This window comes from Pseudomonas sp. Irchel 3E19 (assembly GCF_900187585.1).
In the GTDB taxonomy this organism is placed as follows: Bacteria; Pseudomonadota; Gammaproteobacteria; order Pseudomonadales; family Pseudomonadaceae; genus Aquipseudomonas; species Aquipseudomonas baetica.
In genome coordinates this window covers 62,648-84,309 of record NZ_FYDT01000015.1, presented here as the reverse complement: position 1 = coordinate 84,309, position 21,662 = coordinate 62,648, and the positions used below count along the sequence as shown (strand labels likewise).

The following is a 21,662-nucleotide window of genomic DNA, read 5'->3' as shown; positions in this document are numbered from 1 at the left end:
TCAGTCTTCTTCTTCACGTTGCAGTTCGAACAGCAGCAGCGAGCGTCCGGTGACGGAATATTCGTGGCCGAAATCGAAGCGTTCCTGACCACGAATCGACGGTTGATTGGTGTCGATCATGCACGTCCAGAAACTGCCTTCAGGCACTTCTGGCAAGGTGAAGTTGACGATATCGTGATGGGCGTTGACCACCAGTAGCAGGGTCGCGTCGCCACCCTTGCGGCGAATCCCGGTTTCCTGCGCGCGGCCATCAAGCAGCATGCCCAGGCAACGGTTGTGCGCGTCATGCCAATGCTCGGTGGTCATCTCGCTGGCATCCGGCGCCAGCCAGGTCACGTCCTTGACGCCAATGTCCTCGTTGTACTCGCCGACCAGGAAACGCCCACGACGCAGGATCGGATAGGCCAGACGCAGCTTGATCAGGCGTTTGACGAATTTGAGCAGGGCCTTGCCGTCCTCGCTCAGATCCCAGTTGACCCAACCGATCTCGCTGTCTTGGCAATAGGCGTTGTTGTTGCCGTCCTGGGTGCGGGCGAACTCATCACCGGCGACGATCATCGGCGTGCCTTGGGCCAGCAGCAGAGTGGCGAAGAAATTGCGCATCTGCCGGTGGCGCAGGGCGTTGATTTCCGGATCGTCGGTCGGGCCTTCGACGCCGTGGTTCCACGACAGGTTGTTGTTGCTGCCGTCCTGGTTGTTCTCGTCGTTGGCCTCGTTGTGCTTGTCGTTGTACGACACCAGATCGTTGAGGGTGAAACCGTCGTGGGCGGTGATGAAGTTCACCGACGAATACGGCCGCCGTCCACGCTGATTGAACATCTCACCGGAGGCGGTCATGCGGCTGGCGAAGTCGGCAACCTGGCCGTCGTCACCTTTCCAGAACGCGCGCACGGTGTCGCGGAACTTGTCGTTCCACTCAACCCAGCCCGGCGGGAAGTTGCCCACCTGATAGCCGCCGGGGCCGCAGTCCCAAGGCTCGGCGATCATTTTCACCTGACGCAGCACCGGGTCCTGACGGCAGGCCACCAGGAAGCTGTGACGCTCATCGAAACCGTCGTGATAGCGACCGAGAATGGTCGCCAGATCGAAGCGGAAGCCATCGACGTGCATCTCGCTGGCCCAGTAGCGCAACGAGTCGGTGACCATTTGCAGCACGCACGGGTGACTCAGATCCAGGGTGTTGCCGGTGCCGGAATCGTTGATGTAGAAGCGCTTGTCATCCGGCATCAGGCGATAGTACGAGGCATTGTCGATACCGCGCATCGACAGGGTCGGGCCTTGCTCGTTGCCCTCGGCGGTGTGGTTGTAGACCACGTCGAGGATCACTTCCAGATTGGCTTCGTGCAGGTGCGCGACCATCTCCTTGAACTCGGCAATCTTGCCGCTGGCGAGATAACGCGGGTCCGGGGCGAAAAACGCGATGCTGTTATAGCCCCAATAGTTGGTCATGCCCTTGTGCAGCAGATGCTGGTCGTTGACGAAGGCGTGGATCGGCAACAGCTCGACGGTCGAAACCCCGACATTGCGAATGTGCTTGAGCACATCGTCGTTCATCAGCCCGGCGAACGTGCCGCGCACGTTTTCCGGTACCGAAGGGTGGCGCATGCTGATGCCGCGAACGTGGGTCTCATAAATAATGGTCTTGTCCCACGGCACGCTGACGCGCTGATCATTACCCCAGGTGTGCGCCGGGTCGATGACTTTGCACTTGGGCACGAAGGGCGCGCTGTCGCGTTCGTCGAAGCTGAGGTCGGCGTCGGGGTGGCCGATGGTGTAGCCGAACAGCGCTTCCGACCATTTCAATTCGCCAACCAGTTGTTTGGCGTACGGGTCGATGAGCAGCTTGTTGTGGTTGAAGCGGTGGCCGTTGGCCGGGTCATAGGCACCGTAGACGCGGTAGCCGTAGATCAGCCCCGGATGGGCGTCGGGCAAATAGCCGTGGTAGATCTCGTCGGTGTATTCCGGCAGTTCGATGCGTTCGAGCTCGACTTCACCGGCATCGTCGAAAATGCACAGTTCGACTTTGGTGGCGTTGGCGGAGAACAGGGCAAAGTTCACCCCCAAACCATCCCAGGTCGCACCCAGCGGGAAGGGCAGACCTTCACGAATTCGCGAGGGCTCGGCGTGCGTGACGGGCTCGGCTTTACTTGGACGGGTCATGATTGCTCCTGCAAAACGGATGAATTCTGGGCTGATACAAAACCCTGTGGGAGCGAGCCTGCTCGCGAAAGCGGTGGCCCAGCTAATAGATATGTCGGATGGACCGACGCCTTCGCGAGCAGGCTCGCTCCCACAGGGGAATTGCATGTTTCTTGAGGGCGAACGCCCCCTCGGTGGCGGGTAAACCCGCCACACAGTCATTCAGTTCAATAATCGGGTAGAGCGTCAGTTCGCCGGGGGCTTACGCGGTGCGCGCGGCTTTTTCTCGGCGGCTTTTTCGCCCGGCGGGACGACTTTTGCGGCGCTGGCGGGCTTGGCTTTGGCCGGCGCTTTTGGCTTGGCTGCCGGCGCTTTCACCTCGGCGGTCTTGCCTGCGGTTTTACTGCCCGCAGCCTTCGGTGATTTTTTCGGTGCCAGTGCTTCGGCCTCGGCCAGTTTGCGCGCCATCTCCCAGTGGCGTGATTCCTCGCCTTCGGGTTTACCTTCCGATTCCCAGATTTGATAGGCGAATTCGCGAATGCGTTTATCGTCGGTGCTCATCGCAATACTCCTGAACTGAACCCATGCTTACGTTAAGTGTTGGATAAAGAGATTGACCGGGACATCCCCCAGCGCGTCGCTGATATTCAGCTCCCTGTTTTTTGTGACTGCGCGGCTTTGAAAAAGTCCCTTCAGGTTTGTTTCGGAGGCGGCGAACGGTAAAACCACCCGTGTATCGCCCCAGCGCAGCGCATCGACCTGAGGTACAGCACTGTTTTCCAGCAACGTCGCGCAGCGGATCGGCACGATCACGATGGCTTGCCGGCCCTGGTGTTCACGGGCGAACGCGAGCACGTTGTGTGCCTGTGCGCCCAGCACATCGAGGGCCTGATACGTGCCACGCCGGAACAACTCGGCATGCTCGACGCGCAGGTTCAGCACCTCGGCGATCAAGGCTTGCTTGATGCGCCCGTCACGCCAGTGCGCGAGCCAATCGCCGATGGCCGACGGATCCGCCAGAGCCTGCTCGCGAGCGGCGTAATCCACCGGCCGGCGGTTGTCCGGATCGACCAGGCTGAAGTCCCAGAACTCGTTGCCTTGATACAGATCCGGCACCCCCGGCACCGTCATGCGCAGCAAGGTTTGCGCCAAACCGTTGAGGGCGCCGGCCGCTGCGATGCTGTCGACCGTTTTGTTCAGGGCCGCGCGCAGCAGTTCGCCTTCTTCACCGGTGAGCAGCTTTTCGGTGAAGGCCTGCGCCGCCTGTTCATAGGCGTCATTGGGTGCGCTCCAGCTGCTCTGCAGCTTGGCTTCGCGCAACGCCTTCTGCTGCCATTGCCAGATGCGCTTGGCGTAGTCAGCGAAACCTGCCTGATCGCCATCGTGCAAATCCAGCGGCCAGCTGCCGATCAGGGCTTGATAGAGAATCAGCTCATCACCGCTCGACGGCATTTGATCATCGCTACGAACCGGGCGGGCGAGGGCGCGCCATAGCTCGATCTGCTCGGCGTACCAATGGCTGCGTTCGCTGAGCACGGCCAGACGCGCGCGGGTGTCTTCGCCGCGTTTGTGATCGTGGGTGGCGGTGGCCAGCAGGTTGTCCGGGAACGTCTCCAGGCGTTGTTGATTGAGGGCGTGAAAGTCGCTGACCGGCGCGCTGAACTGTTCGGTGTTGTAACCGACGTCATTGCGTGACAGCAGCACCGCCGAGCGATACAGCGCGGTGTCTTCCACGGCTTTGGCGGCGGCCGGTGAAGTCAGTTGCTGGAAGCGTACACAGGCATGCTTGAGGATCTTGCGCGAGCGCCCGCGCGGTTTTTGTCGCCATGGCGTGCCGCCTAGCCATGCAGCGACGCAGTCAAGCACCGGCCAATCGCCTTCGCCGAGGGTCTGCCGCGCACCGTCCATGGCCTGCTGGAAAAATATCTCGTCCTGCGCCGAGCGGCCCATCGCACTGATGTAGGTGCGATACACCGGAAAGTGCACGATCAACGCCTGCAACACCCGGCGGATGGCGCCGAGAGTCAGGTCACGGGTCATCAGGTCATCGCGGGCCACTTGCAACAAAGCCTGGGCGACGCTTTCGCAGTCGCTGGCCAGCGAGCCGTTGAGGATCTGCTGACGCGCCAACTGAGCCTCTTCGATAAACGCGGCGGGGCGTTCGCTGCGCCGTTGCCACAGGTCACCGAGCACGTATTCGCCGTCCGGGTCGTGTTGCAGCAGCGACAACTGATTCATGAACTCGTAACCGGTGGTGCCGTCCACCGCCCAGTCGCGGCGCGGCGTTTCGCCGGCACCGAGGATTTTCTCGATGTAGATCGGCAAGTGCCGCCCGGGGGCAAGCAGATCGACGCGGCGCCTCAATTTTCGGCAGTAACCGCGCGGATCGGCGAGACCGTCGATATGGTCGATGCGCAAACCATCGACCAGCCCTTCGGCGATCAACTGGAAGATTATGCCGTGGGTCGCTTCGAATACTGCCGGGCGTTCAACGCGCAGACCACCGAGTTCATTGATGTCGAAAAAGCGCCGCCAGTTGATATCGTCCGCCGCCGTGCGCCAACTGGCGAGGCGATAGCTCTGGCGTTCGAGCAACTGATGCAGCGCGTGGAAGCCGTGTTCAGTGGTGGAATCGTAACGCGCCGCCAGACTGTCCTCGATGGCCTGGCCAATCGGTGGTTCGCCGGCCAGTTGCTGCAGTTCTTGCTTCAACGGCCGGGCCAGCGAATGCGCGTCGGTCTGGTAGCTGAGCGCACTGAACCGAGCGGCCAGCGGCTTCAGCGCGTCGACCGCGTTGAGCAACTCGCCATAATCGTTCGGGCAGATCGGGAAGTGATGGTCGTAGTGTTCGACGTAAAAGCTGCCGTTCTGCGCATTGAACTGCAGCTTCAATGTGCCTTCCTGCAAGGCCACGCCGTAGTCGCTGCCGAGAAATGGCAGGAGCAACTGGCCTTCCATCAACGGGTCCGGCGAGTGCCACTGAATGTCGAAGAACTCGCCATAAGGGCTCAGGCGTCCCCATTCGAGTAGATCCAGCCACCACGGGTTGTCATTGCCACCAACCGCCATGTGGTTGGACACAATATCGAGGATCAGCCCCATGCGGTGTTCGCGCAGGGTGCTGACCAGCTTGCGCAATGCAGGTTCGCCGCCGAGTTCCGGGTTGACCTGCGTCGGGTCGACCACGTCGTAGCCGTGCATCGAACCGGCGCGCGCGGCAAGCAATGGCGAGGCGTAAATGTGGCTGATGCCCTGGCGGGCGAAATACGGCACGAGTGGCACCGCTTGTTCGAGGGTGAATCCCTTGTGAAATTGCAGACGCAGGGTGGCGCGCAATGGCTGAGTGAGCGATGAGTTCATTGGTCACGCTCGGCAGCCTGCAGCCGCGCACAGGCGAGCAATTCAAGACGTCGCGCCGCATCAACCCCGTCAAGCAACGCTTCGCTGGTGCCGGGCAGGCGCCGCGACCAGTTCGGATGGGTATCGATGGTGCCCGGCAGGTTCGCCTGCTCGTCGATGCCCAGCGCATCTTCCAGTGGCAGCAACACCAGCGGCGCGCGGGTATGGCCAAGGAAACGCACGCTGGCATCCACGACTTGATCGGCCTCGTGGGACTCCTCACGGAAGTTCTGCGGATCCTGACTCAACGCCCCGCGCAAGCCTTCGCGTTCACGCTGACGGTGGCGGCGCCATTCGATTTCACCGTTGGCGTCGACAAACCCCAAACGGGCATTCCAGTCGATATCGCGACCATGCCACCAGCCGTTGAGCGTCGGCAGATCGTGGGTGCTGGTGGTGGCCAGCGCGTTGTCCGGCCAGTCGAGAATCGGTTTGAAGCGGGTGTTGTCCTGTTCGAACAGCAACACGCGCATGCCGAGCATCGAGCGGGCGATCAGTTTGGCCTGCAAGCCATCGGGCACGGTGCCGAGGTCTTCGCCGAGGACGATGGCCTGGTGACGATGGGATTCGAGGGTCAGCAGGCGCAGCAGATCGTCCACCGGGTAATACAGATAGGCGCCGTCGGCCGGCGCTGAGCCATTGGGAATCACCCACAGGCGTTGCAGGCCCATTACATGGTCGATGCGCAAGCCGCCGGCGTGGGCGAAATTGGCACGCAGCATCTCGATGAAGGCGCGAAAGCCATTGCGGATCAGACCTTCCGGGGAAAACGCAGAAATTCCCCAGCCCTGGCCTGCGCGATTGAGGATATCCGGTGGTGCGCCAACGGTGAGCGAGGCGAGCAGTTCGTCCTGAAAGCTCCAGGCCTGGCTGCCGGCGCCGTCGGCGCCCACGGCAAGGTCAGCGATCAACCCGATGCCCATGCCGGCGCTGCGCGCGGTGGTTTGCGCGCGCTCAAGACAACGATGAATCAGCCATTGGCAGAAGGCGAAATAACCGATGCGCTCGGCGTATTCTTCGGCAAACGCTCCGAGGGCGGCGCCGCGCGGGTCGTGCCAATGCTCCGGCCATTCACGCCAGTCGAGGCTTTCACCGCGGGCGGCGCGCATCTCCTGAATGGCTTCGAAGCGACAGTGATTTTCCAGGGCTTCGCCGCCGGCGTGACGGAAACTGGCGAAGTCCGGGTGCAACGGGTGATCACCGGCCACAAACCCTTCGTACAAGGCGTGCAGCAGTTTCTGCTTGGCCTGCGCGGCGGTTGGCCAGTCGACCAGTTTCAGGTTTTCCAGTTGCGCGAACTGCTCGGCCAGCCCGGCGGCATCGATCGCGTCACGCAAGGCGCGCTCGCCCAGAATCGCCCCCGGCGCGGCATACAGCGAATTGAGGAACAAGCGGCTGGACGGCGAATAAGGGCTGTAACGGCCGGTGTCGGCGCTGAACATCGCGTGCAGCGGGCTGATCGCCAGCGCATCGGCGCCGCGCTCACCGGCCACCCGGCCCAGTTCTTCCAGCGCCTGAGTGTCACCGAAGCCGCCGTCGCCGGGGCGGCGCAGACCATACAACTGCACACTCAGACCCCAGGCGCGGGGAATCGGATTGCCCACCGCATCGCCGACGCTGTAGCAGCGTTCGGGCGCCACGGCGAGGGTGAAATATTGATCGTCGATGTGTACCTGCTGATAGCCGACCGGGATCAGGCCGGGCAATACCGCTTCCGAATCCAGCTTGAGGTTCATCCGCGAGCCGTCTTCGAGATGGATTTCGCATGGGGTTTCAGGGGCGAAATAACGTGCCAGATCGACACCGACGCCGACATCGCTGGTCAGCAGGGGCGGCAGGTGACGGTCTTGTTGCACTTGTTGCAGTTGCAGCAGGCTGGCATCGATTTCCTGCGCGGTGCTGGCCGGGTGGCCGAGGCCGATCAGGACATTGCGCAGTACCGCTGGCGCAACCTTTTGTGCGCGGCCATTGGCGTCGATCCAGTCGACGGCGAGGCCGGCGCGGCTTGCAAGAATTTCCAGTTGCGCATCGCTCATAGGCGCTCTCCAGTCAGAGGTTGCAAAGGGGGGGCGGCCGTGAGGCTGACAAGCGCGCAATACGGGGGCAGCAGGCCCTCGTCCGCCCCCTCGACGGCAGGCGGCTTTTGAAACAGCCACACGGCGCCGGTTCGTGGAGGGTTGACCACCGCCGTATCGCTGAGGTTCAGGTCGATTCGCAGCTCACTGCCATTGCCCAGTCGCCACCGCGCGCTCACGGCGCCATGGCCGAGCATTTGCGCCCCCAAGGCCTGAGTGCCAGACAGGTGGGGGATGATGTGTTGATGGCGTAATTGCAGAAGTTGCCGGTACAGCGCGAGGGTTTCCTGCTGATGCGTGGAGCCATTGCCGATCAGGCGTGGCTGTGAGGCATGGAATGTCTGCTCGGCATTCGGGTCAGGAATCTGCTCGCGCTTGTGCGGGTCGGTGAAGGCACTGAACCCGGCGAACTCGTTGCGCCGACCTTCGCGCACCCGGTCGGCCAGTTCGCCATGGTGACTGGTGAAGAACAGGAACGGCTGCTCGGCTGCGAACTCATCGCCCATGAACATCAAGGGAATCATCGGCGACAACAGCAGCAACACCGTTGCCGCTTGCACAGCACGCGGATCGGCCAATTGATGCAGACGCTCGCCAAAGGCGCGGTTGCCGATCTGGTCGTGGTTCTGCAAGAACAACACGAACGCGGTCGAAGGCAGATGCTCACTCGGCTCGCCCCGAGGTTCACCGTGGCGGGTGATGTGGCCCTGAAACACAAAACCCTGGCTCAGGCAGCGGACCAGTTGCTCGGTGGGCTGCATGGCGTAATCGGCGTAATAAGCGTCGGTTTCACCCGTCAGCAACACATGCAGGGCGTTATGGCCGTCATCAAGCCACTGCGCGTCGTAATCCCGTTCGAGCAGGCTCGACTGGTTCAGCTCGTTCTCGACGGTCAGCCATACGTGGCGCTGCGGATTGATCTGCTGACGAATGCGTTGCGCCATTTCCCGCAGAAACTGCGGGTCTTCGATGGCGTGCACGGCGTCCAGACGCAAACCGTCGAAGCGGTATTCGAGCAGCCACATCAGTGCGTTTTCGATGAAAAACTCACGAACCTCGGCACGGCGGAAATCGATCCCGGCGCCCCACGGCGTGTGCTTGTCCTCGCGAAAGAACCCTTTGGCGTAGCGGTTGAGGTAATTGCCGTCCGGGCCGAAGTGGTTATAGACGACGTCGAGAATCACCGCCAGACCGTGGCTGTGGGCGCTGTCGATCAGATGTTTGAGTTGTTCCGGGGTGCCGTAGGAGGCTTGCGGGGCGTAAGGCAGCACACCGTCGTAACCCCAATTGCGCGCGCCGGGGAATTGCGCCAGCGGCATGAGTTCGATGGCGGTGATGCCCAGTGCCGCCAGCCGCGGCAGATGCTGTTCGACCTCGGCGAAACCGCCGAGTGCACCCACATGCAGCTCGTAGATCACCGCTTCGTTCCACGGCCGACCCTGCCAGGCCGTGTGCCGCCACTGATAGGCCAGTGGATCGACCACCATGCTGGCGTGGTTCAGATCTCCATCTTGTGCGCGGGAGGCCGGGTCCGGCACCTCCTGCTCGCCATCAATCTTGTAACGGTAGCGGGTGCCCGCCGGGCAGCGGGTCTTGATGACAAACCAGCCATCAGCCTGAGGCAGCATCGGCAGGGACTTGCCGTTTTCCATCTCGACGCTTGCGTAAAACGCGTCGGGTGCCCACAGCGCAAATTGGGTGTGTTCGGCGTCCAGCATGATCGCGCCGTGGGGCCAGTTCTCTTGGGTCCGTAACGGCATCGTGAAGAATCTCCCTGATTATTTGTGGTGAGCTTTACCCAGCGCCTTGGCGACCAGTTGTTCGTAGAGTTCAGCGTAAGGTTCGACCGCTTTGCACCAGTTGAACGGCGCCGCCATGGCCCGGCAACGCATGGCGTTGAGCAGGTCGGGGTAGGCGAACACCTTGAATGCGCGGCTCAGGGCTTCGCGGTAGCTGTCGGCAGTGGACTCATCGAAGAGAAAACCGGTAACGCCGTTTTCAATGGTGTCAGCCAGGCCGCCGGTGTTGCGCGCCACCGGCAACGAACCAAAACGTTGCGCATACATCTGGCTCAGGCCGCAGGGTTCGTAACGCGAAGGCATCAGCAGGAAATCGCTGCCGGCAAACATCCGCCGGGCGTCGGTTTCGTTGAAGCCGATGCGTACGCCGATCTGGCCGGGAAAGCGCAGGGCCAGTTCGCGCATGGCGTGCTCTTCTTCCGGCTCGCCACGACCGATGATCGCGATCTGCCCGCCATTCTGCACGATGTACTCGGAGACCGCTTCGGTCAGGTCCAGGCCTTTTTGATAAACCAGACGCGAGACCACGGCGAACAGCGGGCCCTCGGAGTCCTTCAGGCCAAACAGCTCACGCACATGCGCAGCGTTGATGGCTTTGCCTTCCCAGTCGCCAATGGCAAACGGCGCAAACAGATGCGGATCGGTCGAGGCATCCCAGCTTTCGTCGATGCCATTGGGGATGCCACTGAGCAAGCCTTGCTGGGTCTTGGCGGCGAGAAAGCCGTCGAGACCGCAGCCGAAATCCGGGGTGGTGATTTCCTGGGCGTAGGTGGCGCTGACGGTGGTGATGTGGCTCGAATAGGCCATGCCGGCCTTGAGGAACGACATCTTGCCGTAGAACTCCATGCCTTCCTGTTGCAGGGCATGGTTGGGGATGCCCAGTTCCGGGCAGGAGCCGAGGCTGGTCACGCCTTGATAGGCGAGGTTGTGAATGGTGAACAGCGTCGGCGTGCGCTGCCCGCGCCAGTGCATGTAAGCGGGCGCCAGGCCAGCCGGCCAGTCATGGGCATGCACCAGGTCCGGGCACCAGTGGATTTGCGCGAGGTTGGCAGCGATATCGGCAGCGGCCAGACCCAATCGGGCGAAACGAATATGGTTGTCCGGCCAGTCGCGGCCGTTGTTGGCGCCGTAGGGCGAGCCTTCACGCTCGTACAATTCAGGGCAGATCAACACGTAGATCACCAGACCGTCCGGCATGTCCATGCGCCCGATCTTGCACGGCGGCAGCGCGGCATGGCCGCCGAGTTCGCCGATGATATGAATCGGGTTCTCGCTGTGCATCACTTGCGGGTAGCCGGGGATCAACACGCGCACATCGTGCAAATGCGCCATGGCACGGGGCAGGGCGGCGGAAACGTCACCGAGACCGCCGGTCTTGACCAGGTCGGCGATCTCCGAAGTGACGAACAACACTTTTTTCTTGTTGGGATTCTGACTCGCTACCGGCGTCAGCGTCTTGGTGCCGGGGACGTTGATCGATCGGCTGCCGGGAACGCTGACGGTGCTCGCTTCGCCTACTGACTGCTGAACACGTTCTCCCTGAATATCCAATGCCGCACTGATCATATGAATCTCCCGTCTTGTTGATCTGATTCTTGTCTTGAACAAACCCTGTCCATGACCACGTCCTGTGGCCGGGCGCAAACGCGCCACGCATCGGTGAGCAAACGCTACCCAACACGCGCAAGCAGAATGGGTGAAGAGGTCATTGCAAGGAATGAACCAGCCGCGTTCCCCCTGCCTTTCAGATGACCCGCCGCCTTTAGCAAAAGTTTCGATTATTTTGCTGTGGTGTGACCGGCCGGTTTTGCCCCGCGAAAGTCAGTCTAGGCCAGATCCTAGAGCGGGCCAGAGCAAATGGGTAAATTGTTCGACAATCGGTTGCGAGGCAAAGAAATCGGCGGCTTGCAGAGGGAATTGCACCGACGAAGTACAGGTTTTTTTGCGAGGGAGGGCCAAAACGGTGACTGGGTGGTCACGATTTTGTGCTAGCGAGAAAGGCGGATGCACTGTTGTGGTGCGGACAGTTTGTTGATGGGGGGACAGTGAGTGCCCCTTCGCGAGCCTGCTCGCTCCCACATTGGATCTGCGCCGGGAACAGATTTTCTGCCCACTGAAGATCCCCTGTGGGAGCGAGCCTGCTCGCGAAAGCAATGGTCGCTACACCACCGTATTCATGAAGGTCTCAATTCAACAGCCGAAGCGGATTACCTGCCACCCAAGCCTGAATATCCTCGATCATCTGCGAAAAGAACTGTTCATAGTTTTGCCGGCTGACATACCCGACGTGCGGCGTCGCCAGCACATTGTCCAGTGTGCGAAACGGGTGCAGTGCCGGCAGCGGTTCCTGGTCGAACACGTCCAGCGCCGCGCCAGCGATGCGTTGTTTCTGCAAGGCCTTGATCAGTGCGGGCTCATCGACAATCGGTCCGCGTGCGGTGTTGACCAGCAGCGCCGTCGGTTTCATCCAGCCCAATGCCTGAGCATCGACCAGGCCGCGACTGCGCTCGCTCAGCACCAGATGCACCGACAGCACATCCGCTTGTTCAAACAGTTGCTGTTTGCTGACGCGGGTCGCGCCCGCCAGTGCTGCGCGTTCAGCGCTGAGGTTTTCGCTCCAGGCAATCACCCGCATGCCGAACACCTGACCGAACTGCGCCACCCGTTGGCCGATACTGCCCAGACCGAGAATGCCCAGGGTCTTGCCGTGCAGATCGCCGCCCAGCCCTTGCTGCCAATTGCCGGCGCGCAGCGAGTTGGCTTCGTTGAGCAGATTGCGTGTGGCGGCCATGATCAGCGCCCAGGTCAGTTCCGGCGCCGCGTGTTTGTAGCTGTCGGTGCCGCAGACCTTGATCCCCAGCGCCGCTGCTGCCTGCATATCCAATGCCGCGTTGCGCATGCCGCCGGTGACCAGCAACTTGAGATTGGGTAACCGCTTGAGCAGGTCTTCATCGAAACGCGTGCGTTCGCGCATCACGCAGATCACCTGGTACTGGCCCAGACGTTCGGCCAGCGTGGCGTTGTCCGCCGGGTAATCATGTTCGAACGTCACTTCACCGAGGCTATCAAGAACCGCCCAGTCAACCACGTCGCGAGCCACGCCTTGCCAGTCATCGATCACTGCAATCTGCACCGCCATCAGCCTTACCTCATCAACGAACGGGATTGGTTTTGCTCAGCCAGCCCAGCAGCTCTTTGTGGAACTGCGCCGGTTCTTCCATCTGCGGCGCGTGGCCCATGCCGGAGAACTCCACCAGCGTGGACTGCGGGATCAATTTGGCCACCTGTTTGCCCAGCACCTCATAGTGGCCGATTTTCGCTTTCACCTGCGGGGGTGCCAGATCCTTGCCGATGGCGGTGGTGTCGGACGTGCCGATCAACAGCAGGGTCGGCATCTTCAGGTCCTTGAACTCGTAGTACACCGGCTGGGTGAAAATCATGTCGTAGATGAGTGCCGAGTTCCAGGCCACCTGGGTCTTGCCCGGGCCTTTGCTCAAACCGGCAAGCATGTCGACCCAACGGTCGAATTCCGGTTTCCAGCGGCCATCGTAGTAGGTCGTGCGCTCGTACTCGCGGATGCCCTGAGCGTTGACTTTCAGTTCGCGCTGATACCACTGATCGACGCTGCGGTACGGTACGCCGAGGGCTTTCCAGTCTTCCAGACCGATCGGATTGACCAGCGCCAGCTGATCGACCTGTTCCGGGAACAGCAGCGCATAGCGGGTGGCGAGCATACCGCCGGTGGAATGACCCAGCAGCGTGGCTTTCTGGATGCCCAGCGCTTTGAGCAGTTGCTGCGTGTTGGTCGCCAGTTGCTGGAAGGAGTATTGGTAACTGTCGGGTTTGCTTGAGGTGCAGAAACCGATCTGATCCGGTGCGACGACCCGGTAACCGGCCTCGCTCAACGCCTTGATCGAACTGTCCCAGGTGGCGGCGCAGAAATTCTTGCCGTGCATCAACACCACAGTGCGACCGTTGGCCTTGCCGTGGGCGGCGACATCCATATACCCCATCTGCAAGGATTTGCCCTGGGACTGGAAGGCAAAGTGTTTAAGCGTGTAAGGGTATTCGAAGCCCTCCAACTGCGGACCGTAAGCCGGGCCTTCGGCGGAGGTGGCGTAGCCGGGTGTGGCAGCCTGCGCGAACAGGGGCAGGGCGGCGGTCAGGAACAGGCCCGGCAGCCAGCGGGAAAACGTGACAGACATGAGGTCAAACTCCGTTCGAGATTGGCCGATGCTGAAGCGGCCGGATTAGCGCGACGTTAAACACAGGCAATGCCAGTGCCGGAACGTTCAACCGGACCAGCCCAGCGTCAGCAGGGCCAGCACGGCGTAACGCGCGCCTTTGGCAACCGTCACGATCAACAGAAAACGCCCGAGTGGCTCGCGCATCACCCCGGCGATCAGCGTCAGTGGATCGCCAATGATCGGCAGCCAACTGAGCAGCAGTGACCAATGACCGTAGTGTTCATAGTGCTTGCGCGCCGTGGCCATGTGCCTGGCGCTGACCGGGAACCAGCGCCGATTCTGAAATCGTTCAAGCCCACGGCCCAGCCACCAGTTGACCAGCGAGCCGAGTACATTGCCCAGGGTGGCGACCGCCAATAAACCCCAGAGCCAGTAACGGTCGCTGACGATCAAGCCAACCAGCAGCGCCTCGGATTGCAACGGCAACAGCGTCGCCGCGCCGAAGGCGGCAAAGAACAAGCCGATGTAAGCGGCGCCCATCAATGAGCCGGATAATCCGCCACTACCACGTCAGTGCCGTCCTTTTTCAGGCCGATCACCTGATACGCATCGCTCATGCCGTCCATTTCCATGCCCGGTGAGCCCATCGGCATGCCCGGCGCGGCGACGCCCAGCAGGTCATCGCGTTTGCTCAACGCCAGCACTTGTTCAGCCGGTACATGGCCTTCGACGAATTTGCCGTTGATGATTGCGGTGTGGCACGAGGCAAGACGCGGCGGCACGCCATGTTGCTGCTTGAAGCTGCTCATGTCGCTTTCGACGTGGTCCTGGACTTTGAAGCCATTGGCTTGGAGGTGGCTGATCCATTTTTTGCAGCAGCCGCAGTTGGCGTCGCGGTGGACTTCGATGGGGATCAAGTCGGCGGCCTGAGCCAGGGAGGAGATGAAAAGGGTGCTCAGGGCGAGCAGGCGCAGGTGGGTTCGCATGACGGGTTCTCGGCTCGGTTGGCGGTCAAAAAAGAACGTATTTTGACCGGTTTTGCTTGCCCGGCATCAACGGAGTGTTTCCAGTTGCTACAAGACAGACTGGCAGGATTATCGTAGATCACGGCTGACCGCCCGATGAGTGCGAAGTGACAAATCTGTCAGGCTGATCGCCGAACCCTGTGGGAGCGAGCCTGCTCGCGAAAGCGTTCTGTCAGTCGATGCATTGGGCGTCTGAAATACCGCATTCGCGAGCAGGCTCGCTCCCACAAGGGTTATCTGTTTTGCAGAAAGCCATTGTGGGAGTTCATGAATCAGCTGACCTTGAACCGCCCCATGATCGCGCTCACCCGGCTGTTGGCTTCCAGCAGTTGTTGCGTGTTGAGTTCGCTGGCCTGGCCGCTTTGCACCAGTTCGTCGACCATGTGGCGGATCTGCACCATGCTGCGGTTGATCTCTTCGGTCACCGCACTTTGCTGCTCGGCGGCGGTGGCGATCTGTGTGCTGAGGCTGTTGATGTGGCTGACCGAACCGGCCATTTCGTCCAGACCCGAGTTGACTCGCGCGGTGGCGTCGGCTGCCGACTGGCAACTGGCCTGAGTGTTTTCCATGGCGCTGACCGAGGAGCTCACGCCTTGGGTCAGGCGGCTGAGCATTTCGTTGATTTCCGAAGTGCTGGCCTGGGTGCGTGCGGCGAGGGCGCGAACTTCGTCGGCGACCACGGCGAAGCCGCGACCCTGTTCACCGGCGCGGGCCGCTTCGATGGCCGCGTTGAGGGCCAGCAGGTTGGTCTGGCCGGCAATCGCGCCGATGACGCCGAGGATTTCGGTAATGCGCTGGGCGTCCTGTTGCATGTTTTCAACTTTATGGGTGGCGCTGGCCACTTCGTCGATCAGCGCGACCACGCTGTTGGTCGCTTCACCCACCACCACCCGCGAACGGTCGGCGTTTTCGTTGGCGCGTTGGGTGAACGCTGCGGTTTCGGCGGCGTTCTGCGCGACGCTTTCGGCGGTCGAACTCATTTCAGTGATGGCGGTGACGGTCTGGTCGGTTTCCGAAGCGTGGCGCAACAGGATCTGACTGGTGTGCGCCGAGGTGCGTTGCAGGTTGTCCAGGCTCGAGGCCATGGCGCCGGTCGCCTGGGTGACTTCGCCGATCATGTTTTGCAGGTAGGCGATGAAGGTGTTGACCAACACCCTGTCGATGGCGGCGCTGTCGAGCAGCGGGATGGTTTGGGTGATGCTGCGTTGTTGCGCCTGGACCTTGTTCAACTCGCCCTGGATCTGTTCGGCGACCTCGGCGATGCGGTTGAGCACCACCTGTTCTTCGGTATGGCGCAATTTGGGCGCGACCAATTGACTGATGCCGACCACGGTCAGTACCGACAGCAGCAGGATGAACAGAACCAGAAACAACGTGTAGCGAGCCTGTATGGAACGGAATGCGGGCATGGTGACTGGTCCTTGAGCGGCGATCTTATTGTGGGTGTCGAGGTAAACGGCAGGGTTACACCAGCGTATCGTCGGCAAATGTGGAAGCTTTAGGTACTTGCGTCCAAGAATCGACGTCAGTGACCAAAGGCGAGTATCGAGGTTGATACACGCATGGGGCGTCGAGCGATTTGCCGATCAAAAAAACCGTCGAGGAGTTTCAGCGGGGCGGCGGCGAGTCAGTATTTCCGGGCGATTGCTGATTTGTATCGAGATGTACAATAATTGTAACCAAGGGTTGGTGCCATCACTCAGCCGGTAGATACTCCCCGGCATTCATTTGGTTCAACAAGGACATCTCATGTTTATTGCACAGGGAGTTTTCTCATGACGATCGGCATTGTCGGCGGTTGGGAAAGCAAGGCTGGCGTCATGGTGCGCAACACTGGCGCGAAGAAGCAGGTGGCACAAAGTGTCAAGGTGCAGCAGATGCTCACCATGGTCGGCAACGATCCAAATGCGTTGAATACTGCCGAAATGGACAAGCAGGGCCTGCGCAAAAACATCAAGGGCTTTGATCCGGCAAACGTTTCAGTCAAGCAATTAGGCAACTTGAGCGCTTTTCTGCGCACCCGTGGACTGATCTCCGAGATCACTTCCTTTACGTTGATGAACGCCGGTGACAAGTTCGATCGTTTCGGCGTGACCAAAGACGTTGATGCCAAATTCAACGCGCTGGAGTATTTCGCGACCCAGCTCGATGCCATCCAGAACAACGGCCTCAACGGCAATGCTTACGGCAAGAGCCTGATCCCTGAATATAAAAAAGCGATTTACGTCCTGCAGAATCTGAAGACCTACGGCGAAGGCAACGCTGCGAAGCCGGCGGACGAGGGCATCAAGGCCAAGGCTTGAGGCTATAAATGGCCCGCAGCGCAATGCCGCGGGCCTGGTCGATCCGGCGTCGAGTGTTTAATTGCCGGCAGCTGGCGGTTCGCTCAAGTCAGACCTGAATGGCTGTTGCGCCTGATCATGCAAGCGCTGCATGTGCGGGCAATGCAAGGCCAGCTTGCCCGGTCGATAACCACGGTGAAACAGCGCCAGCCATCCTTGGCCCCGATCATCCGGGGCCACGCCGGTAAACATGAAGCCCATCGTCGACAAGCTGCGCATCGCGCTGGTGAAGTCCTGCGCAAGCCTGAGTTTGATGGAAATCATCCAGTGTCGGGGCAATTGGCGCAGTTGTCTGAGCAGGTGGCTGTCGGCGGTTTTCAGAACCACGTCATAGCGCCCTGAAGACTGCTCGAAATGCACCGGTGGTCCCACCCACGGCTTCTGCTTTTCCTGAGTGCCGAACGCCCTGCACAAGTACAGCATGAAGTCGCGACAGCTTTCCGGCCATACCAGTGCAGGGAGCGGGCGCCGGTAATCGTCGATGGCAATGAAGCCGACAACGATCGACTCCTTCTGCGCCCGGTCAAACGGTGACGGAACATAGTCGAGCAACAAACCGGTGCTGACAAAACCCAGGCGTTCAGCCATCCGTTGCGTGTACGGATGTTGAGTGACCTGTTTAATCGTTACACCACGGCAACCCAATGCCTGTGCATGTATCAGCAATCGCTGGCCGAGCTGGGTGGCTACGTTCTGCCCCCGTGTGCTCGGATGCACCAGGCTTAACGCCAGTTCTGCGGTATACGAGTCCTCATTCCTGCATAACGTTGCATGGCCGAGGATCTTTTTACCGGTCACCGCTACCAGTGAATGCCAGCGGCCGTCTACATGGTTCTGGCTGATCATCAAAGGCATGTAAACATGGGGCTGAACGTAATGGTCGCCATAGATTTCCCGAAACAGGCGACTGACCGCTGCCGCATCACCGGGGCGATAACTGCGTAGCGTCACTGTTTCCATAAGGGCTGCTCCGCAGGCGGACTGTCGTAGACACGAAGATCGACGGTTCGCTGGCGCTTGCCGGACCGGGGGTGGCGGGCCAACGCCTCGCCGGTGCAGCAGGTGACCTGTACATCAAGCAGGCGCTCGGCGATCAGTTGTTCCATCACAGGGTAGTGTTCAATCAATGCGGCACGCAGTTGTGCGCTGGTGTTGGACGTATCAGGCGTTAGCACGGCGGACACCCATTTAATGCCGACAACATCCTGGTCCTGCACATGGTCGATGATCAGTTGCCAGTCTTCGCCGGCAGTGATGCGCTGTACGATCGCGCCGATTTCGTCGATCAGCAGAGTCAGGGTGCTGACCCGCACGCGCTGACTGTTCATGCTGCGCCCCATCAGGGCGAACTTGCGCATGGGCGTCGCAGGCGGCTCTCTCCAGCAGGCCAGATCGCCAACGGGATAACGGATCAACGGCATGAGTCGGCGGCTGAAATTGGTAACCACCAGGCGCCCGATTCGGCCACATTCCTCAATCACTTCGCCGCTGTGTTCATCAACGATCTCCACCAGGCTATGGTGAGCCAGCATACGGTGTTCGCCCAACGCGCAGTCGCGGTCGCTGACGCCAATCAAGCCGGCATCGACGCTGGCGTAGCCAATAGAAGCGACCCGCGCGTTGGGAAACACATCGCGCAATACCTGCAATTGCCCGGTAAACAGGCTTTCGCCGCCGTAGAGCAGGGTAGTGACCGCGTTCAGTGTGCGGCCCTGACTGCGCAACCAGCCGGCGAATGTCAGCAGATGGGCCGGTACACCGGCGAGCACATTGATCCGATACTGCACGATCGAGTCGGCCAGCACAGCCGGGTCGACATTGCCGGTGAAAGGGAACTCGGTGACGCCGCTCTGGACATGGGCCAAGGCATCGTGAATGAAGATGAAGCTGGCATACAGGTCGCCGACGAAAAACAGGTTGGCGATTCGCTCGCCAGGGTTCAGTTGCTCGGTGAGGTGATGGCCGAAGTCGCGTACCAGCGTTTGCCATTCCAGGGGGGTGAACACTGATAGTTTGCCGGCGCTGGTGGTGCCTCCTGTTTTGAGCACCAGCGCTTTCTGTACCGACCCCGTCAATACCGGCCATTGATCAAGGTCGTGGCTGGCATGCCAATAGTCCTGCGCATCGGTCAGCGGCAGGTCGCCGGGGTGCGATATCGCTTGTGCAACCTGCTGGAAATGTTTGCGGTAGTAGGGCGAGTGCTGTCGGGCAAAACCGAGCAATGCATTTAATTGAGGTAGTGTGTTCATGCCGATCTCTTCAAATAGGCGCGCATTCAGGCGCAAGCGGCGCATCAACGGCGCGCATCGATTAACAGGGGCGTCTTGCCGCTGTGGCGGTTCCTGAAAAACTGCTCTGGCGCGCATTTTTCAACGTCCACGGTCAGCAGTCCGGTGCGCAGCAGAGTGGCCAGCGTCGAATAGCCTTGCAGGCGTTCATGGATGTCTTGCGGCTCGCACGGGCAGCGCAACAGCAGGCGTTCGACGCCATTGGCGGTGTGATCCATAACCAGTTGAAATGCGCTCTGCAGGTGCTCGGCCAGCGTGCTCAGGCAGATGAAATCAGTGCCGATACGCACCAGCCTGCCGTGTCTTTGCAGCAGCTCGAAACGCGGTGAGGTCAAGCCGCAGGCACAGGGGCCGGGCAGCCATCGCCCGCTGTCGCCGACCTCATAACGCTGGACCCGCTGACCTTCGCGCGCGGTCGAGGTGAACAATAATCTGCCGACCTCGCCGGCCACGACCGGGGTATCGTCATCGAGGGTGACGATTTGCAGATGCTGGATATCGCTCAGCAAGTGAAAGACGCCGTCGCCGCTCGCTGCGCAGGCATGGCCGAGCGGGCCGGCATCGACGCTGCCGTAAACCGCCGAGCGGATACTGCGCACGCCACAACTGTGCAACAGCTCGCGACACTGCTGGCTGAGGTGCTCACCGCCCAGGAAGACTTTTTCGATGGCGCCATAGTCGCGCAAGCGTTGCTGTTCGTTGAGGAACAGGCGCTGCAGGGTGCTCGGCATGCCGATCAGCACGGTCACGTGCTGTTCGACGATCAGTTGGGCGATCTCACTGTAGTCATCATCGGCAGGCGCACCCATCGGCAGGTGCCGGGCGCCTAACTGTTCGAGGACCTTGGCAAAACTGAAAAAGCCGCCGTACAGCCCGCCGCTAAAGAACAGGTTCATCACTTTGTCGCGATGCGGATCAAGACCGGCGGCGAACAAGCCGTCGGCGGTCGCGCGCATTTGGCGCTGGAAGTCGCGATAGCTGAAACCGGACAACGCCGGTGTGCCGCTGCTGCCGCCGGAGCGAAAGTACAACTGAGCAGCGTCTGAAATCGACTGGCTGACAAAAGCCTGTTTGTCCATGATCGGCAGGCCGGCCACGGCAGGTGGCGCCGGCTGCCGGTCGAGGGTGGCGTGCACCGGCAGCTGCATGGCCGGCAGGCTCACCGAGACCCGCCGGCTCAGGCGTTGCAGGGCGTAGACGCCGTCATGGGGTTCGCCGTCATAGCCGTCATGAATCGCATTGATCGGGGCGATGCGCGTCACACCGGCGGCAAGCAATGTGTGCGTCAGTTCGATCACTTGCTGCGCCGGGCACAGCAGCGCGCAACTCTGTAGCACGTTGCGCCAGCTCAGCAAATGACGGGTGATGAGCGCGCGTGGCAGCGGTTTGAGCAGCACCGTGCGAAACAGCGGGGAGGGCGCCAGTTGTTGCTCGTGTGTCCAGATCACGCGCCAGCCCGGCGCGCTCCAGACCTCGGCAGTCAGGCCGGAAAAACTTTCTCCCAGCCGCACCATGGCGGTATGGCTGGTGATCTCGGCGGCTTCCTGCAGGCTCGGTTGCAGCGCCGGCCAGTGTTCGGCGCGGCGCTCGAAGGCCAGGGCCAGTCTGGCGCCGATGTCACGCAGAACGGCGCGATCGTCACTGTCCACCAACACCCATTGCGGGCTGGAGCAGGCTTGCTGATCGAGGCGACAGACTTCATCGGCGATGGCGTCCAGGGCCTGTTCCGTGGCCGCGTCAGGGCTCAGGTATACGAAACTGATGCGGTGCCCCCAGTCGATCCAGCGACAGCCGGCCGGGATCTGTTGGCGAATGGCTTGCAACGCCGCTTCGCCGCCCCAGGCCGAGACACCATTGGCCTGTTTGCACAGTTGGCCGATCTGCGTGGTTGCCACGGGCAATACCGCGACGTAGTGGCCGAGCTGGCCGCTGCAGTCGCACTGCGCCAAGGCCTGCAGCAGGCGCGCACTCAGGCCTTGATCACTGCTGCTGGGGCGCAGCCAGTTGAGGTTGCCGGCCAGCAGGCTTTCCAGCACCGCACAGAACCCGAGCAGTGGCGAGTTTGCCGGCGTGATGTGCACCACCAGTCCCAGTGGGCGCCAGGCTTCATAACGGGGTTGTCGATAGTCAAAGCGGCGCAGCGAATCGGCTTGCTCACCCAGCTCACGTTCAACCTTGCTGTGCAGTGCCGCGGTCTGACAGAAATCGATCAGGGCCAGGCGCAGCTCATCATCCAGTGTCACCGGTGGGGTGGCACTGCGCAGTTGTTCGGCGAAGACCGCCGCCGCATTGACAACGGTTGTGCTGTGCAACGGTGTTTCGAGGTACTGCGCCAACCCTTGCTGAAGTTGGGCCAGGGCGTTGTCGAGGGTGTAGTCGGCGTGCAGTTGTCCGTTGATCAAGTACAT

At 61.1% G+C, this 21,662-nt stretch carries 14 protein-coding genes and 1 pseudogene; 1 reads left to right on the top strand and 14 read right to left on the bottom strand.

Going from position 1 to position 21,662, the window contains the following annotated elements; translation table 11 throughout:
- From glgX to CKW18_RS31485, 11 genes and pseudogenes are all read right to left on the bottom strand, one after another.
- Positions 1-2,160: a glycogen debranching protein GlgX gene (gene glgX / locus CKW18_RS12250; protein ID WP_095189036.1), complete on the bottom strand. Its 2,160-nt coding sequence runs from the start codon at positions 2,158-2,160 to the stop codon at positions 1-3.
- Between the two features lie 225 nt (positions 2,161-2,385).
- The gene (locus CKW18_RS12245; RefSeq protein WP_095189035.1) at positions 2,386-2,700 is read right to left on the bottom strand and encodes a DUF2934 domain-containing protein; all 315 of its coding nucleotides are present in this window, start codon (positions 2,698-2,700) and stop codon (positions 2,386-2,388) included.
- Positions 2,701-2,727: 27 nt separating this feature from the next.
- Complete coding sequence (locus CKW18_RS12240; RefSeq protein ID WP_095189034.1) at positions 2,728-5,499, bottom strand: malto-oligosyltrehalose synthase; 2,772 nt, start codon at positions 5,497-5,499, stop codon at positions 2,728-2,730.
- Positions 5,496-7,574 (bottom strand): 4-alpha-glucanotransferase, encoded by a 2,079-nt coding sequence (gene malQ, locus CKW18_RS12235; protein WP_095189033.1) that lies wholly within the window; start codon positions 7,572-7,574, stop codon positions 5,496-5,498. The genes CKW18_RS12240 and malQ overlap by 4 nt, the downstream gene beginning before the upstream one ends.
- Positions 7,571-9,373: a malto-oligosyltrehalose trehalohydrolase gene (gene treZ, locus CKW18_RS12230; RefSeq protein ID WP_095189032.1), complete on the bottom strand. Its 1,803-nt coding sequence runs from the start codon at positions 9,371-9,373 to the stop codon at positions 7,571-7,573. The genes malQ and treZ overlap by 4 nt, the downstream gene beginning before the upstream one ends.
- A gap of 18 nt (positions 9,374-9,391) precedes the next feature.
- Positions 9,392-10,978, bottom strand: a complete 1,587-nt coding sequence (glgA, locus tag CKW18_RS12225; protein WP_095189031.1) for a glycogen synthase GlgA — start codon at positions 10,976-10,978, stop codon at positions 9,392-9,394.
- Positions 10,979-11,597: 619 nt separating this feature from the next.
- Positions 11,598-12,551 (bottom strand): D-2-hydroxyacid dehydrogenase family protein, encoded by a 954-nt coding sequence (locus tag CKW18_RS12220; protein WP_095189030.1) that lies wholly within the window; start codon positions 12,549-12,551, stop codon positions 11,598-11,600.
- A gap of 13 nt (positions 12,552-12,564) precedes the next feature.
- Positions 12,565-13,617: an alpha/beta fold hydrolase gene (locus CKW18_RS12215; protein WP_095189029.1), complete on the bottom strand. Its 1,053-nt coding sequence runs from the start codon at positions 13,615-13,617 to the stop codon at positions 12,565-12,567.
- A gap of 87 nt (positions 13,618-13,704) precedes the next feature.
- On the bottom strand, positions 13,705-14,139 hold the full coding sequence (locus tag CKW18_RS12210; RefSeq protein WP_095189028.1) for a YqaA family protein: 435 nt from the start codon (positions 14,137-14,139) through the stop codon (positions 13,705-13,707).
- Complete coding sequence (locus CKW18_RS12205; protein ID WP_095189027.1) at positions 14,139-14,585, bottom strand: DUF411 domain-containing protein; 447 nt, start codon at positions 14,583-14,585, stop codon at positions 14,139-14,141. The genes CKW18_RS12210 and CKW18_RS12205 overlap by 1 nt, the downstream gene beginning before the upstream one ends.
- A gap of 311 nt (positions 14,586-14,896) precedes the next feature.
- Positions 14,897-15,418: pseudogene (locus tag CKW18_RS31485) on the bottom strand (methyl-accepting chemotaxis protein); the annotation flags it as partial.
- Positions 15,419-16,399: 981 nt separating this feature from the next.
- Between CKW18_RS31485 and CKW18_RS12195 the strand changes: the two are divergent.
- The gene (locus tag CKW18_RS12195) at positions 16,400-16,927 is read left to right on the top strand and encodes a hypothetical protein (RefSeq protein WP_095189025.1); all 528 of its coding nucleotides are present in this window, start codon (positions 16,400-16,402) and stop codon (positions 16,925-16,927) included.
- A 57-nt stretch (positions 16,928-16,984) separates the two neighbouring features.
- Here CKW18_RS12195 and CKW18_RS12190 read toward each other — a convergent pair whose 3' ends face one another.
- The 3 genes from CKW18_RS12190 to CKW18_RS12180 are packed head-to-tail and all read right to left on the bottom strand — an operon-like array spanning position 16,985 to position 21,662.
- Entirely contained in the window at positions 16,985-17,926 is a 942-nt protein-coding gene (locus CKW18_RS12190) for a GNAT family N-acetyltransferase (protein WP_095189024.1), read from the bottom strand.
- Entirely contained in the window at positions 17,914-19,215 is a 1,302-nt protein-coding gene (locus CKW18_RS12185) for a phenylacetate--CoA ligase family protein (protein WP_095189062.1), read from the bottom strand. Before CKW18_RS12185 ends, CKW18_RS12190 begins: the two co-directional genes overlap by 13 nt.
- A gap of 44 nt (positions 19,216-19,259) precedes the next feature.
- Positions 19,260-21,662 (bottom strand): aldehyde dehydrogenase family protein, encoded by a 2,403-nt coding sequence (locus tag CKW18_RS12180; RefSeq protein WP_095189023.1) that lies wholly within the window; start codon positions 21,660-21,662, stop codon positions 19,260-19,262.

Coding starts and splice junctions, on each gene's coding strand:
- glgX (WP_095189036.1), bottom strand. CDS start 2,160: ATGACCCGTCCAAGTAAAGCCGAGCCCGTCACGCACGCCGAGCCCTCG.
- CKW18_RS12245 (WP_095189035.1), bottom strand. CDS start 2,700: ATGAGCACCGACGATAAACGCATTCGCGAATTCGCCTATCAAATCTGG.
- CKW18_RS12240 (WP_095189034.1), bottom strand. CDS start 5,499: ATGAACTCATCGCTCACTCAGCCATTGCGCGCCACCCTGCGTCTGCAA.
- malQ (WP_095189033.1), bottom strand. CDS start 7,574: ATGAGCGATGCGCAACTGGAAATTCTTGCAAGCCGCGCCGGCCTCGCC.
- treZ (WP_095189032.1), bottom strand. CDS start 9,373: ATGCCGTTACGGACCCAAGAGAACTGGCCCCACGGCGCGATCATGCTG.
- glgA (WP_095189031.1), bottom strand. CDS start 10,978: ATGATCAGTGCGGCATTGGATATTCAGGGAGAACGTGTTCAGCAGTCA.
- CKW18_RS12220 (WP_095189030.1), bottom strand. CDS start 12,551: ATGGCGGTGCAGATTGCAGTGATCGATGACTGGCAAGGCGTGGCTCGC.
- CKW18_RS12215 (WP_095189029.1), bottom strand. CDS start 13,617: ATGTCTGTCACGTTTTCCCGCTGGCTGCCGGGCCTGTTCCTGACCGCC.
- CKW18_RS12210 (WP_095189028.1), bottom strand. CDS start 14,139: ATGGGCGCCGCTTACATCGGCTTGTTCTTTGCCGCCTTCGGCGCGGCG.
- CKW18_RS12205 (WP_095189027.1), bottom strand. CDS start 14,585: ATGCGAACCCACCTGCGCCTGCTCGCCCTGAGCACCCTTTTCATCTCC.
- CKW18_RS12195 (WP_095189025.1), top strand. CDS start 16,400: ATGACGATCGGCATTGTCGGCGGTTGGGAAAGCAAGGCTGGCGTCATG.
- CKW18_RS12190 (WP_095189024.1), bottom strand. CDS start 17,926: ATGGAAACAGTGACGCTACGCAGTTATCGCCCCGGTGATGCGGCAGCG.
- CKW18_RS12185 (WP_095189062.1), bottom strand. CDS start 19,215: ATGAACACACTACCTCAATTAAATGCATTGCTCGGTTTTGCCCGACAG.
- CKW18_RS12180 (WP_095189023.1), bottom strand. CDS start 21,662: ATGTACTTGATCAACGGACAACTGCACGCCGACTACACCCTCGACAAC.